Origin of the sequence: Enterobacter sp. JH25, from assembly GCF_021725435.1 — a bacterium.
Taxonomy (GTDB): domain Bacteria; phylum Pseudomonadota; class Gammaproteobacteria; order Enterobacterales; family Enterobacteriaceae; genus Enterobacter; species Enterobacter intestinihominis.
Genome location: NZ_CP091319.1, coordinates 506104 through 520067, shown reverse-complemented (window position 1 = coordinate 520067; position 13964 = coordinate 506104). Strand labels below are relative to the sequence as shown.

Here is a 13964-nt window from a genome sequence, read left to right as displayed (position 1 = left end):
GGGTGCGCCGGGTTCAGGAGAACATCATGGGCAAGTTCAAATTTCCCTCCGCTTATACCATTCTCTTTTTTCTGATTGCCGTGGTTGCCGTGCTGACGTGGATTGTTCCGGCCGGGCAGTACCATATGGCGATGAACGAGGCGCTCGGCAAAGAAGTGCCGGTTGCTGGCACTTACGCGCACGTGGCAGCGCACCCGCAGGGGCTCGTCTCCGTGCTGATGGCGCCGATTGCCGGGCTGTACGATCCGGAGTCCGGCCAGGCCGGGGCGATCGACGTGGCGCTGTTTATTCTGATCATCGGGGGATTCCTCGGGATCGTCACTAAAACCGGGGCGATAGACGCCGGGATCGAGCGCGTCACCACCCGACTGCGCGGCCGCGAAGAGTGGATGATCCCGATCCTGATGGCGCTGTTTGCCGCAGGCGGCACGATTTACGGCATGGCCGAAGAGTCGCTACCCTTCTATACCTTACTGGTGCCGGTGATGCTGGCAGCGCGGTTCGATCCAGTGGTTGCGGCCTCTACCGTGCTGCTCGGCGCGGGGATCGGCACGCTCGGATCCACCATCAACCCGTTCGCCACGGTGATCGCCGCCAACGCCGCCGGGATCCCCTTCACCAACGGCATCATGCTACGCATCGCGCTGCTGGTGATCGGCTGGATCATCTGCGTGGCGTGGGTAATGCGCTACGCCCGCAAGGTGCGCAAGGATCCGTCGCTGTCGATCGTGGCGGATAAGCAGGAAGAAAATCTCGCCCACTTTCTCGGTAACAAGGGCGAGCAGTCGCTGGAATTTACCCCGGTGCGCAAACTCATCCTGGTGATCTTCGCCCTCGCCTTCGCGGTGATGATCTACGGCGTGGCGGTGCTGGGCTGGTGGATGGCGGAGATTTCGGCGGTGTTCCTCGCCAGTGCCATTATCGTCGGGCTGATCGCCCGCATGAGCGAAGAGGAGCTGACCTCAACCTTTATCAACGGCGCGCGAGATTTGCTGGGCGTCGCGCTGATAATCGGCATCGCGCGCGGTATCGTAGTGATCATGGATAAGGGCATGATTACCCACACCATTTTGCACAGCGCCGAGGGAATGGTCACCGGATTGTCGACGGTGGCGTTCATCAACGTGATGTACTGGCTGGAAGTGGTGCTGTCGTTTCTTGTGCCTTCTTCGTCCGGCCTGGCCGTTCTGACGATGCCGATCATGGCGCCCCTTGCCGATTTCGCTAACGTCAACCGCGACCTGGTGGTTACGGCTTACCAGTCGGCGTCCGGCATCGTCAACCTGATCACTCCCACCTCTGCCGTCGTGATGGGCGGGCTGGCTATCGCCCGCGTGCCCTACGTGCGTTATCTGAAATGGGTCGCGCCGCTGCTGGGGATTTTAACGGTGGTGATTATGGTGGCGTTAAGCCTGGGCGCTTTGTTGTGATTTGCCGGATGGCGCTGCGCTTATCCGGCCTACGGATCGGTGCGGTGCCACCGGTTATTTCGGGAACTGATATGGGAACTATGATGGATTACGAAGAGTACTCTCCCAAAGAGCAACTACAGCTAACGGTCTGCCAGCGTCTGATCGCGGAAAAGAGCTATCTCTCCCAGGAAGAGATCCGCCGTGACTTACAGGAGCGTGGTTTTGAGACCATCAGCCAGTCCACCGTTTCACGTCTGCTCAAGTTGCTTGGTGTCATAAAAATTCGCAATGCCAAAGGGCTAAAGATTTATTCGCTGAATCCCCAGCTGCGCCCGGCCCCCGACGCGGCGCGTACGGTCTCTGAAATGGTGGTGAGCGTGGAGCACAACAGCGAATTTATCCTTATCCATACCGTCGCCGGATATGGCCGCGCGGTGGCGCGTATTCTGGATTATCACCAGTTACCGGAAATTTTAGGTGTAGTGGCCGGGAGCAGTATTGTCTGGGTCGCGCCCCGCGTAGTGAAGCGCACCGCGCTGGTGCATAAGCAAATTAATTATTTACTCAGAACGCATTAATATTCACAAAGAACCGTTTGCATTGAGTAAAGCGTGCATTAAATCGCTTGATCCCAAAAGCGAGCTGCGTATAATGCCCGACAATTTGCCGGGAGGAAGCATGGTCAAGCGTGTACGACATAACGTCTTACCGCGTCTGAAATCAGACGCTGGCCTGCCGTTTTTCTTCCCGTTGCTAAACCTATTCCCAGAGCCCCTCATTTGAGGGGCTTTTTTTTGCCCGGCGTCAGGAGATAAACATGAATCCGCTTTATCAAAAACACATCATTTCCATAAACGACCTCAGCCGCGAAGAGCTGGAACTGGTTCTGGAAACCGCGGCAAAACTGAAGGCCAATCCGCAACCGGAGCTGTTGAAGCACAAGGTGATTGCGAGCTGCTTCTTCGAAGCCTCGACCCGCACCCGCCTCTCCTTCGAAACCTCCATGCACCGTCTGGGCGCGAGCGTGGTGGGCTTCTCGGACAGCAGCAACACGTCGCTGGGCAAAAAAGGCGAAACCCTGGCGGATACCATTTCGGTTATCAGTACCTACGTTGACGCGATTGTGATGCGCCACCCGCAGGAGGGCGCGGCGCGTCTGGCGACCGAGTTTTCCGGCGGCATTCCGGTACTGAACGCCGGTGACGGCGCCAACCAGCATCCGACGCAGACCCTGCTGGATCTGTTCACCATTCAGGAGACGCAGGGCACGCTTGAGAACCTGAACATCGCCATGGTCGGCGACCTGAAATATGGCCGCACCGTCCACTCCCTGACCCAGGCGCTGGCGAAATTTAACGGCAACCGCTTCTTCTTTATCGCGCCGGACGCGCTGGCGATGCCGCAGTACATTCTCGACATGCTGGACGAGAAAGGCATCGCGTGGAGCCTGCACGCCAGTATCGAAGAGGTGATGGGCAACGTGGATATTCTCTACATGACACGCGTGCAGAAAGAGCGTCTGGATCCGTCCGAGTACGCCAACGTGAAGGCGCAGTTCGTGCTGCGCGCCAGCGACCTTGAAGGCGCGCGTGACAATATGAAGGTGCTGCACCCGCTGCCGCGCATCGATGAGATCACCACAGACGTGGACAAAACGCCGCACGCCTGGTACTTCCAGCAGGCCGGAAACGGCATCTTCGCTCGCCAGGCGTTACTGGCACTGGTTCTGAATCGCGAATTAGCTCTGTAAGGGGAGACGACCATGACACACGATAACAAACTCCAGGTTGAAGCCATCAAGCGTGGCACCGTGATTGACCACATCCCTGCGCAGGTGGGCTTTAAACTGCTGACGCTGTTCAAACTGACCGAAACGGACCAGCGCATCACCATCGGCCTGAACCTGCCGTCGGGCGAAATGGGCCGTAAAGACCTGATCAAAATCGAGAACACCTTCCTGACCGACGAGCAGGTTAACCAGCTGTCGCTGTACGCGCCGGACGCCACGGTTAACCGCATCGACGATTACGACGTGGTGGGCAAATCCCGCCCAAGCCTGCCGGATCGCATCGAAAGCGTGCTGGTCTGCCCGAACAGCAACTGCATCAGTCATGCTGAGCCGGTTTCCTCCAGTTTCGCAGTGAAAAAACGCGCCAATGACATCGCACTCAAATGCAAATACTGCGAAAAAGAGTTTTCTCATTATGTGGTGCTGGCCAACTAATTGAGGTTGGTAATGAAATCCCGGCTGTTATAATGGCCGGGAACATTCTTAACGCTGTAATTCTGGAGAAAAAATGAGCAAAGTACTCGCGACGGAAAATGCACCAGCGGCTATCGGCCCATACGTTCAGGGCGTTGATCTGGGCAGCATGATCATCACTTCTGGTCAGATCCCGGTGAACCCAAAAACCGGTGAAGTACCCGCCGACGTAGCGGCGCAGGCGCGTCAGTCGCTGGAAAACGTGCAGGCGATCGTGGAATCTGCCGGTCTGAAAGTGGGCGATATCGTCAAAACCACCGTGTTCGTAAAAGATCTGAATGATTTCGCGACCGTTAACGCCACTTACGAAGCGTTCTTCACCGAGCACAACGCGACCTTCCCGGCTCGCTCTTGCGTGGAAGTGGCGCGTCTGCCAAAAGACGTGAAAATTGAAATTGAAGCGATTGCCGTACGTCGCTAATTCAATTCAATTAAGAAAGGGCAGCTTAGCTGTCCTTTTTATTTCGACTATTTTTACTCTCCATATAAAATGACAAATCGCACCGTCCATTATTAAGCTTCTCCACCCGGTAATATTCTCTAATAATGGATGAGTAATGAAACTTTCAAAAATTGCACTTGCCCTCGCGACAGTGACCGTTGCATCGTCGGCATTTGCTCACGGCTATATTGAATCTCCAGCCAGCCGCGCCTATATGTGTAAGCTTGGCCAAAATATTGATTGCGGCGCTGTACAGTATGAACCGCAGAGCGTGGAAAAAACTTCCGGTTTCCCGACCGGCGCTATGCCGCCGGACGGCCAGCTCGCCAGTGCAGGTATTTCCCAGTATTCTCAGCTGGATAAGCAAAGCCTGAATGCCTGGACCAAAAACCCGATAACAGCAGGCCCGCATGAGTTCGTCTGGCATCATACTGCACCGCATAAAACCACTAACTGGCGCTATTACATCACCAAACAAAATTGGGATCCAAATAAGCCGCTGACTCGCGATCAATTTGAATTAACTCCATTCTGTACGATCAACGGAAATAGTCAGGCACCAGCCGTAACAAAATCTATGACTTGCAATGTTCCTGCGCGTACGGGGTACCAGGTTATTTACGGCGTGTGGGAAATTGCGGACACCTCAAATAGCTTTTATCAGGCCATTGACGTTGATTTCGGGAATGGTGGCAACGTTACCCCGGATGAAACGCCTGCGATCGTTTCCGAATGGAGCAAAACCCTTAGCGGCCAGATTGCCGGTAATAACCTGAACGTGGGCGATAAGGTTATCGCACGCTTCTTCGACGCCAACGGTGAAGTGACCGCCATGCGTACCGAAATGACCATCGGCTCTGCTGAACAAGGCGACGCTAACCAGTGGTCTTACGATCTGGCGCAGAAGATCAACACCGCTCAGAGCGATGTCCGCGTCGGTGTTAAAGATGAAGCCGGTGACATCAGCCCGGTTCACGGCGCCAACAGCGTATTCGTGAAAGAGGGCAGCACGCTGAAATCCGTTGCCATCTCCTATGAAGAGCAAAAAGCGCAGGTGAGCGAGACCATCGCCGTTTCCGATCTGCAATACAGCAAAATCGAACATGGCAACGCGACCGTCACCTTCCACGTCAACACGCAGGGTGACGTTAATTTTGAAGCACACGTGATGAACCACCACGGTGCGGAAAAAGGTTACCTGAAGCAGGACATGAACAACGTCAATCAGGACGTGACCATGACGTTGACTGACGTGACGGCGGGACACCATATGCTGAAATACTACGCGACCAATAAAGACGGCACGATGTTCGCCCAGGACGTGCTGAACCTGATGCTGGAAAGCGATGCGGCTGCGGACAGCACCGGCCACCACGACTTTACCTTCCCGGAGAATATCGCCTCGTACAAAGCAGGCACCGTGGTACTACAGCCAAAAGACGGTAAGACCTACGAATGTAAGCCTTTCCCGTACAGCGGCTACTGCGTGCAGTACAGCCCAACCGCAAACCAGTTTGAGCCTGGCGTTGGCGCGCACTGGAAAGAGGCGTGGGTGTTGAAGAACTGAGTGTTCTGATTCCCTCACCCCAGCCCTCTCCCAAAGGGAGAGGGTGTATATATTCCCTCTCCCTTTGGGAGAGGGTTCTTTACTACTGATTCCGCGTCGCTCTGAGCAGCGTTTCCAGCGGGTACACCGCCGCAATCACCACCTCGTCCTGGATTTTCGCCGCATTATCCAGTTCGCTCTGGATCGACGCGATCTCTTTATCATCCAGCGTTCCCTGACGTGCCACCAGATCCGTCAGCCGCAGGCCAATCGAGGCCAGCTTGTCCACCTCCTGAATCACCGGTTTGATGGCCTTCAACTGATAGCTGTTTTCGCTCAAGGCCAGCACGTCGCTGGTGTTGTTCTGCCAGCGGTTAAAGACGTGGCGCAGCGCGTCGGCGCTCTCCGTGTCTTCCGAATCGCTCACCAGACGGTCAGCCCATTTATTCATCTGACGCACGGTCGCACTTTCCGCGTTTAGCGCGTCAGCGAGCCGGTTGAGCGGCTCAAACTGATGATAGTTTCCGGCCTGGAACTTAAGATGCTGACGGGTGTAATACTGCGCCGGTTCAAGCGCCTGGGCGAGGATTTGCAGCGGCAAGGTATCCGCATTGTTAGCGAGGCGCGTGAATTGTATCTGCTGCTGGGTATGCTGCTGTAGCCCAACCGATACCGTGGACCAGCTGTCCATCGCCTGGAGCCGGGTATACATGTTGTCGATGTCGTTGACGTCCTTCGCCGACCAAAGCCGCTCCGCCACCGCAAAGGCGCGCGGCCACAGACGGATATCCAGCACTGGCGCGATCACGTTTTCCGCCCACAGCGCGGCTTCACCGCCGAGCAGATTGGCCTCGTTCGCCGGGTCCGGCACCACCGGCGGAACGCCTTTCGGCACCTCGTCCAGACGCGTGCCGCTAATCGGGTAGCGGGCGTTACCCACCAGGAAATAGCCGCTGAGCTTATCGTTCTCAACAGAAACGACCGGACGCGTTTCACCCATCCAGGTATCAACGGTAAACGTTACCTGATTGTCGTCCCGCCACTGAATGTTATCCACCGCCCGACGCGATTTCCCGGCAAAATCAATGAATCCGCGCCAGCCAGCATCGCCTTTCACCAGCGTAAAGCTGCCTTCCACCGGCTTGCCTTTCAGACGCGGCATCGAGAAAGCCCAGCTCTGGACGCTGTCGGTGTCTGCTATCACATCCACGCCGTTCAACCCCTGCGGCACAATTTCATTGCGGTAGTGGTAGGCGGTGGATTGCGGCTGATCAAGGTAGAAACCGGTAGAGAGAATGCCCTTATAGCCGTTCTGCGCCACCTGCCCCAGCGCGTCCTGTCCCTGCCAGGACTGGATCAGAATGCTTTTCGGCAGATCGGGATGGTAGATCTCATCCCAGCCAACCATCTGCCGGTGGTGCTTCTCAAGGATCGTCTCCAGCTTGCGGTTGAAATACGCCTGCAACGCATGGCTGTCCGCCAGTTTGTTGTCGCGCATGAATCTCTGGATCGCAGCGTTCGCTTTCCACTGGCTGTCGTCAACCTCATCGCCGCCAATATGCAGATACGGATCCGGGAAGATCGCCGCCAGTTCGCTGACCATCGCGTCGGCAAAGGTATAGGTCGCCTCTTTGGTGGGATCCAGCACTGGCTTAAGCACGCCCCAGTGGCGCTCCATGGCGTACGGCCCCGGCGCGCTCATCAGCTCCGGGTAGGCGACGGCAATCGCCGAGGCGTGGCCCGGCATATCAATTTCCGGCACCACGCGTATGCCGCGCTCGGCAGCGTAACGCACAATCTCGCGCATCTGCTCCGGGGTGTAGAACAGCCCATCGCTGGCAAGCTGGGTTAATTTTGGATAACGCTTCGAGGTAAAGCGCCAACCCTGATCGTCCGTCAAATGCCAGTGCAGGACGTTGAGCTTAGCCGCGGCCATGCCGTCGATCTGGCGTTTGATATCGGGTAACGGGATGAAATGGCGCGCTGAATCGAGCAGCAGCCCGCGCCACGGGAAGCGCGGCGAATCTTCAATGGTAACCCACGGAATCGAGGTGTTTTCGGCACCGTTCTGCATCAGCTGGAGCAAGGTTTCCATGGCGCGCAGCGCGCCGAAGCGGGTGTTGGCGGAGATATTTACGCCGTTGGCGTCCACCGTGAGTTTATAGCTCTCATCGCTGTCCGGCAGCGGCTGCGGCTTCACTTTTTTAGCGATGGAAATACGGATGGTTGGATTGTCAGGTTTTTCGGCCTGCGGCTGTAGCGTCCAGCCAGTTTGCAGGGCGATGCGCTGGCGCAGGCGGTTGACCGCATCCCCCAGATCGTCGCCGCTGACGCTCACGGTGAGTTGATTGTTAAGCACCAGCGCACCTTGCGTGGTCGGGCGTTCAACCTTCGCAGGCCAGGGCATTAAGGGAAGGTCGCCTGCCGGGGCGGCAAAGGCAGAGGCGCCGAGCATAAGCCCGGCGGTTAAGAGACTGTACCGTAACATGAATGTTCCTTATCTGACGGGCCAAATAAAGGCAAAACATTCTGTTAACATGCGCTCAAATTGTCGTCAAGCGAATGCGCCGACGGAGATCACAGGTTGTTGAATTTGGGTGGAAAGCCAGTCTCCTCACCCCGACCCTCTCCCCAAAGGGGAGAGGGTGTAATCATCCCCTCTCCCTTCTAGGGAGAGGGTCAGGGTGAGGGTATGTTTTTACTGCCATCCATACCGACGGCTATAGAACCCTTTGACCATCTGCGTCAGCACCATGTAACCCGCGAGGATCGCCACCAGCCACGGGAAGTAGCTCAGCGGCAGCGCCTGAAGTTGCAGGTAACTTGCAAGCGGCGAGAACGGCAGCGCGATCCCGAGCGCCATCACAATGCCCGTCATCACGATCAGCGGCCATGCGGCACGGCTCTGGATAAACGGAATGCGGCGGGTGCGGATCATATGCACAATCAGGGTCTGGGACAGCAGCCCCACCACGAACCAGCCGGACTGGAACAGCGTCTGGTGTTCCGGGGTGTTGGCGTGGAACACAAACCACATCAGGCAGAAGGTCAGAATGTCAAAGATGGAGCTGATTGGCCCAAAGAACAGCATAAAGCGCCCCAGATCGGCGGGGTTCCAGCGCTGCGGCTTCTGGATCTGCTCGTCGTCCACGTTATCAAACGGGATGGCGACCTGAGAGACATCGTACATCAGGTTCTGAATCAGCAGGTGCAGCGGCAGCATCGGCAGGAACGGCAGGAAGGCGCTCGCCACCAGCACGCTGAAGACGTTACCGAAGTTGGAGCTGGCGGTCATTTTGATGTATTTGAGCATATTAGCGAAGGTGCGACGCCCTTCGATGACGCCCTCCTCCAGCACCATCAGGCTCTTTTCCAGCAGAATGATATCTGCCGCCTCGCGGGCGATATCCACCGCGCCGTCCACGGAGATACCGATATCCGCCGCACGCAGGGCTGGCGCATCGTTGATGCCGTCGCCCATAAAGCCCACCACGTGCCCTTCACGACGCAGCAGAGTGACGATGCGTTCTTTATGCATCGGCGTCAGGCGGGCAAACAGCGTGGTGCGCAGGGCAAGCTCGGCCAGCTCATCGTCGGACAGGTGCTCAATGTCGCTCCCCACCACGACGTCGCCCGCGTCCAGGCCCACTTCGTGGCACACTTTGGCCGCCACCAGCTCGCTGTCGCCGGTCAGGATTTTGACGGTGATCCCGCTCGCTTTCAGCGCTTTCAGCGCCGGCGCGGTGGTCTCTTTCGGCGGATCGAGGAATGCGATGTAACCCTCGAGGATCAAATCGGATTCATCGATACGCTGGTAGTCCCCTTCCCGCGCGGGCAGGAACTTGCTTGCTACCGCCACCACGCGCAGCCCCTGACGGTTCAGGTTATCGGTGACGCGTTTGATGCGGCGCAGCATGGTCTCATCCAGCGGCACGATCTCGCCGTTATGACGCACCTGCGTGGAAACATTCAGGATCTCCTGCAATGCCCCTTTGCAGATCAGCTGATGTACGTCCGGCTGCTCGCTGACCACCACCGACATGCGGCGCCGTTCAAAGTCGAACGGAATTTCGTCCACCTTCTGCCAGCGGCCGGAGAGCATGCGGGCAGACTCTTCATCCACACCTTCCAGCACCGCCACGTCGAGCAGGTTTTTCAGCCCTGTCTGGTAGTGACTGTTCAGCCACGCGCTGTACAGCACCCGTTCGCTGGTCTTTCCGGCGATATCGGTGTGGTTCTCCAGCACGATTTTGTCCTGTGTCAGGGTGCCGGTTTTATCGGTGCAAAGAATGTCCATCGCGCCAAAGTTCTGGATGGCGTCGAGATGTTTGACGATCACCTTTTGTTTAGAGAGTTTGACCGCCCCGCGCGCCAGCGTGGAGGTGACAATCATCGGCAGCATTTCCGGCGTTAAGCCGACAGCCACGGAGAGGGCGAACAGCGCCGCTTCCCACCAGTCACCTTTGGTGTAGCCATTGATCAGCAGGACAATCGGCGTCATGACCATCATAAAGCGGATCAGCAGCATGCTGACGCGGCCAATGCCTTTCTGGAATGCGTTCGGCTCGCTCTCCTGCTCGCTGACGCGTCCGGCAAGCTGCCCAAACCAGGTGTTGCCGCCGGTAGCGGTGACAATGGCCTGCGCCGTGCCGCTGACCACCGTGGTGCCCATAAAGCACAGGGTGTCGCATTCCAGCGGGTTCATCTGCTGCGGATCGCGGGTCCGCGCCACCTTCTCTACGGGCAGGGATTCACCGGTGAGTGACGCCTGCGCGACGAACAGATCCCGCGCCTGGATGATGCGTAAATCCGCCGGGATCATGTCCCCCGCCGCCAGCTTCACCAGATCGCCCGGCACCAGCTGGTCAATGGGCAGTTCAATCCAGGCGTTTTCGCCGAGGTCGTTAATCACACGCGACACGGTGGCAGTATTGCTGACCATCGCTTTCAGCGCATCCGCCGCTTTGGTGGAGCGCGCTTCCTGAATAAAGTTAAGCAGCGTGGAGATCCCCACCATCAGGGCAATTACGCCTGCGGCAAACAGATCTTCAGTGGCGTAAGAGATAATCCCGAGCACCGTCAGCAGCAGGTTGAACGGATTGCGGTAGCAGAGCCACAGGTGGACCCACCATGGAGAGGGTTTTTGCGCCGGGATCTGGTTATCGCCATGTTCCTCGCGGATTTTTGACACTTCTTGCGCGTTCAGCCCTTCCGGGTGGCCGCCAAAGGCACGCCAGACTTCGTTTTCATCCATCGCCGCCACGTTCAGGCAGCGCTCGGTCAGGGAAGCGGGGATTTCCGCGCCCGCCAGGGTGTTGGCATTTGGCAGCGGATCGCGCGCAATCAGGCGATGTGGCAGGTGGCGGCTCAGCTGCGCGAACAGCTGCCGGGTGATATTTTTCAGCATAGTCATTCCCCCGCATCCGCAAAGGCGGACGCAGTTTTCCCGCAGGCGTGGCAGAGCCGTACCTGTCAGGCACTTAATTTATCAAGCAGGAACGTATGAACGTTGCTGCCTCACGCCGGTGAGACAGCAAAAGGCTGGCTTACCGGAAAGAAGGTTTTCTCCTGGTCAGGAGAGGTGTGGGATCGGGATCCATGTGGCCTCCGGTAAGTTAAAAATGGGATGTCGTCGCGCAGTATAAGGATTTAACCATACCTTTTGTGACTATTCGGGCGGTATGATACCCCCTCGTAAATAAACCGCACGTAAACCAGACTTTGCCCATAGCGAATTCGCAGGATAGCATTAGGCTCAACTGATTATTTTATCGTTGTTACAGGGAATACAGCATGCAGAACCGCCTTACGATTAAAGACATCGCGCGTTTAAGCGGCGTGGGGAAATCGACCGTCTCACGCGTGCTTAACAACGAAAGCGGTGTCAGCGAGCGCACACGCGAGCGCGTCGAGGCGGTGATGAATCAGCACGGTTTTTCCCCTTCCCGCTCCGCGCGCGCCATGCGCGGGCAGAGCGATAAAGTGGTCGCCATTATTGTCTCGCGTCTGGATTCCCTCTCCGAAAACCTCGCCGTACAGACGATGCTGCCCGCGTTCTACGAGCAGGGCTACGATCCGATCATGATGGAGAGCAAGTTCTCGGCGCAAATGGTGGAGGAGCATCTCGGTATGCTTCAGCGCCGCAACATTGATGGCGTAGTGCTGTTCGGGTTTACCGGCCTTAAAGAGGACATGCTTAAACCCTGGCAGCCGTCTCTGGTGCTGCTGGCGCGCGACGCCAGCGGGTTTGCCTCTGTCTGTTACGATGACGAAGGGGCAATCGTGATCCTGATGCAGCGCCTGTATGAACAGGGCCATCGGCATATCAGCTATCTCGGCGTGCCGCATGCCGACATCACCACCGGCAAGCGTCGCCATGAAGCGTACCTGGCGTTTTGTAAAAAAAACAATCTCCCCGCCGTGGCCGCGCTGCCTGGACTGGGTATGAAACAGGGATATGAGCAGGTCGCCAGCGTGCTGACTGCACAAACCACCGCCCTGGTGTGCGCCACGGATACCCTTGCATTGGGTGCGAGCAAATATTTGCAGGAACAACGCATCGGGGAGCTGCAGTTAGCGAGCGTGGGAAGCACGCCGCTGATGAAGTTCTTACACCCGGAGATTATCAGCGTTGACCCGGGTTATGCCGAGTCTGGCCGGCAGGCTGCCGCGCAGCTGATCGAGCAAATTACCGGGCGTACCGAGCCCCGTCAGATCGTTATTCCAGCCCGCCTGTCATAATTTTTTTGAATGGATTATTGTGATCTTCGCCCGATTTCGGGAACGTTCCCATTTTCGCCGTCACGTTGAAGGAGTAGGCTTGCGCACAGGTCATAACCCCTTTCACCATCTGTCATGAGGTTTCATGATGAGTAAAGTCAAACAAGCCGATATCGATCAGCTGATCGTCCTGGTCGGCGGACGCGAGAACATCGCCACCGTCAGCCATTGCATTACCCGCCTGCGCTTCGTGCTGAACGATCCGGCCAAAGCCAATCCGAAAGCCATTGAAGAGTTGAAAATGGTTAAAGGCTGCTTCACCAACGCCGGGCAGTTCCAGGTGGTGATTGGTACCGAAGTGGGCGATTACTATCAGGCTCTGCTGGCGACTACCGGGCACTCTTCCGCCGATAAAGAGCAGGCGAAGAAGGCAGCGCGCCAGAATATGAAATGGCATGAGCAGCTGATTTCCCATTTTGCGGAGATCTTCTTCCCACTGCTGCCGGCGCTGATCAGCGGGGGCTTAATTCTGGGCTTCCGTAACGTCATCGGCGATGTGCCAATGAGCGACGGCAAAACCCTGGCGCAGATGTACCCGGCGCTGCAAAGCATCTATGACTTCCTGTGGCTGATTGGCGAAGCCATCTTCTTCTATCTGCCGGTCGGGATCTGCTGGTCAGCGGTGCGCAAGATGGGCGGAACGCCCATTCTCGGAATCGTACTCGGCGTGACGCTGGTCTCTCCGCAGTTAATGAACGCTTACTTACTTGGTCAGCAAACGCCAGAGGTGTGGAACTTCGGCCTGTTTACCATCGCCAAAGTGGGCTACCAGGCGCAGGTTATCCCGGCATTGCTGGCGGGTCTGGCGCTGGGCTTTATTGAGACGCGTCTGAAGCGCATCGTGCCGGACTATCTCTATCTGGTGGTGGTCCCGGTCTGCTCGCTGATCCTGGCGGTGTTCCTGGCGCATGCCTTTATCGGTCCGTTTGGCCGCATGATTGGCGACGGCGTGGCCTTCGCAGTCCGTCACCTGATGACCGGCAGCTTCGCACCGATTGGCGCCGCACTGTTCGGCTTCCTGTACGCTCCGCTGGTGATCACCGGCGTGCACCAGACCACGCTGGCGATCGATATGCAGATGATCCAGAGCCTCGGCGGCACGCCGGTCTGGCCGATCATCGCCCTGTCTAACATTGCGCAGGCCTCGGCGGTAACCGGCATCATCATCGTCAGCCGTAAGCACAACGAGCGTGAGATCTCCGTTCCGGCTGCTATCTCCGCCTACCTCGGCGTCACTGAACCGGCGATGTACGGTATCAACCTGAAATATCGCTTCCCGATGCTCTGCGCGATGATCGGCTCCGGTCTGGCGGGCTTGCTGTGCGGCCTGAACGGCGTAATGGCAAACGGGATTGGCGTCGGCGGCCTGCCGGGTATCCTCTCCATTCAGCCTTCATTCTGGCAGGTATTTGCGCTGGCGATGGCGGTGGCGATTATCATCCCAATGGCGCTGACTACCGTGGTTTACCAGCGTAAGTTCCGTCAGGGCACGTTGCAGATTGTTTAATTCCCTTTTTCGGG

11 protein-coding genes and 1 pseudogene are annotated in these 13964 nt (G+C 57.3%); 9 read left to right on the top strand and 3 right to left on the bottom strand.

Going from position 1 to position 13964, the window contains the following annotated elements:
- Positions 1 to 26: 26 nt before the first annotated feature.
- Both L2Y28_RS02490 and L2Y28_RS02485 read left to right on the top strand, forming a co-directional pair.
- Complete coding sequence (locus L2Y28_RS02490) at positions 27 to 1430, top strand: YfcC family protein (protein ID WP_022646882.1); 1404 nt, start codon at positions 27 to 29, stop codon at positions 1428 to 1430.
- 80 nt (positions 1431 to 1510) lie between these two features.
- Positions 1511 to 1990 (top strand): arginine repressor, encoded by a 480-nt coding sequence (locus L2Y28_RS02485; RefSeq protein ID WP_003863366.1) that lies wholly within the window; start codon positions 1511 to 1513, stop codon positions 1988 to 1990.
- A gap of 3 nt (positions 1991 to 1993) precedes the next feature.
- On the opposite strand, the pseudogene L2Y28_RS02480 reads toward L2Y28_RS02485, so the two are convergent.
- A pseudogene (locus L2Y28_RS02480) lies at positions 1994 to 2111 on the bottom strand (hypothetical protein).
- Here L2Y28_RS02480 and L2Y28_RS02475 point away from each other — a divergent pair.
- From L2Y28_RS02475 to gbpA, 5 genes are all read left to right on the top strand, one after another.
- Positions 2091 to 2195, top strand: coding sequence for a pyrBI operon leader peptide (locus tag L2Y28_RS02475; RefSeq protein WP_022646880.1), 105 nt, complete (start codon positions 2091 to 2093; stop codon positions 2193 to 2195). The pseudogene L2Y28_RS02480 and the gene L2Y28_RS02475 sit on opposite strands and share 21 nt — an antisense overlap.
- Before the next feature lie 34 nt (positions 2196 to 2229).
- Positions 2230 to 3162: an aspartate carbamoyltransferase gene (gene pyrB, locus L2Y28_RS02470; RefSeq protein WP_003863368.1), complete on the top strand. Its 933-nt coding sequence runs from the start codon at positions 2230 to 2232 to the stop codon at positions 3160 to 3162.
- Between the two features lie 12 nt (positions 3163 to 3174).
- Positions 3175 to 3636 carry an aspartate carbamoyltransferase regulatory subunit gene (gene pyrI / locus L2Y28_RS02465; RefSeq protein WP_003863370.1) on the top strand — a complete coding sequence of 154 codons (462 nt, stop codon included), beginning with the start codon at positions 3175 to 3177 and terminating at the stop codon, positions 3634 to 3636.
- Positions 3637 to 3709: 73 nt separating this feature from the next.
- Entirely contained in the window at positions 3710 to 4096 is a 387-nt protein-coding gene (gene ridA, locus L2Y28_RS02460; RefSeq protein WP_003863373.1) for a 2-iminobutanoate/2-iminopropanoate deaminase, read from the top strand.
- Between the two features lie 136 nt (positions 4097 to 4232).
- Positions 4233 to 5684, top strand: coding sequence for an N-acetylglucosamine-binding protein GbpA (gene gbpA / locus L2Y28_RS02455; protein ID WP_022646879.1), 1452 nt, complete (start codon positions 4233 to 4235; stop codon positions 5682 to 5684).
- Positions 5685 to 5766: 82 nt separating this feature from the next.
- On the opposite strand, the gene L2Y28_RS02450 is transcribed toward gbpA, so the two are convergent.
- Positions 5767 to 8151: a beta-N-acetylhexosaminidase gene (locus L2Y28_RS02450; protein ID WP_022646878.1), complete on the bottom strand. Its 2385-nt coding sequence runs from the start codon at positions 8149 to 8151 to the stop codon at positions 5767 to 5769.
- A gap of 210 nt (positions 8152 to 8361) precedes the next feature.
- Positions 8362 to 11070: a magnesium-translocating P-type ATPase gene (mgtA, locus tag L2Y28_RS02445; protein ID WP_022646877.1), complete on the bottom strand. Its 2709-nt coding sequence runs from the start codon at positions 11068 to 11070 to the stop codon at positions 8362 to 8364.
- A gap of 386 nt (positions 11071 to 11456) precedes the next feature.
- On the opposite strand from mgtA, the gene treR reads away from it, so the two are divergent.
- Positions 11457 to 12404: a trehalose operon repressor TreR gene (gene treR / locus L2Y28_RS02440; RefSeq protein ID WP_022646876.1), complete on the top strand. Its 948-nt coding sequence runs from the start codon at positions 11457 to 11459 to the stop codon at positions 12402 to 12404.
- 127 nt (positions 12405 to 12531) lie between these two features.
- A complete protein-coding gene (gene treB / locus L2Y28_RS02435; protein ID WP_022646875.1) occupies positions 12532 to 13950 on the top strand; it encodes a PTS trehalose transporter subunit IIBC in 1419 nt (472 codons plus the stop codon).
- Positions 13951 to 13964: the final 14 nt, after the last annotated feature.

Excerpts from the sequence above, each read along its gene's own strand:
- pyrB (WP_003863368.1), top strand. The coding sequence starts at position 2,230 with ATGAATCCGCTTTATCAAAAACACATCATTTCCATAAACGACCTCAGC.
- treR (WP_022646876.1), top strand. The coding sequence starts at position 11,457 with ATGCAGAACCGCCTTACGATTAAAGACATCGCGCGTTTAAGCGGCGTG.
- L2Y28_RS02450 (WP_022646878.1), bottom strand. The coding sequence starts at position 8,151 with ATGTTACGGTACAGTCTCTTAACCGCCGGGCTTATGCTCGGCGCCTCT.
- gbpA (WP_022646879.1), top strand. The coding sequence starts at position 4,233 with ATGAAACTTTCAAAAATTGCACTTGCCCTCGCGACAGTGACCGTTGCA.
- ridA (WP_003863373.1), top strand. The coding sequence starts at position 3,710 with ATGAGCAAAGTACTCGCGACGGAAAATGCACCAGCGGCTATCGGCCCA.
- mgtA (WP_022646877.1), bottom strand. The coding sequence starts at position 11,070 with ATGCTGAAAAATATCACCCGGCAGCTGTTCGCGCAGCTGAGCCGCCAC.
- pyrI (WP_003863370.1), top strand. The coding sequence starts at position 3,175 with ATGACACACGATAACAAACTCCAGGTTGAAGCCATCAAGCGTGGCACC.
- L2Y28_RS02475 (WP_022646880.1), top strand. The coding sequence starts at position 2,091 with ATGGTCAAGCGTGTACGACATAACGTCTTACCGCGTCTGAAATCAGAC.
- L2Y28_RS02490 (WP_022646882.1), top strand. The coding sequence starts at position 27 with ATGGGCAAGTTCAAATTTCCCTCCGCTTATACCATTCTCTTTTTTCTG.
- treB (WP_022646875.1), top strand. The coding sequence starts at position 12,532 with ATGAGTAAAGTCAAACAAGCCGATATCGATCAGCTGATCGTCCTGGTC.
- L2Y28_RS02485 (WP_003863366.1), top strand. The coding sequence starts at position 1,511 with ATGATGGATTACGAAGAGTACTCTCCCAAAGAGCAACTACAGCTAACG.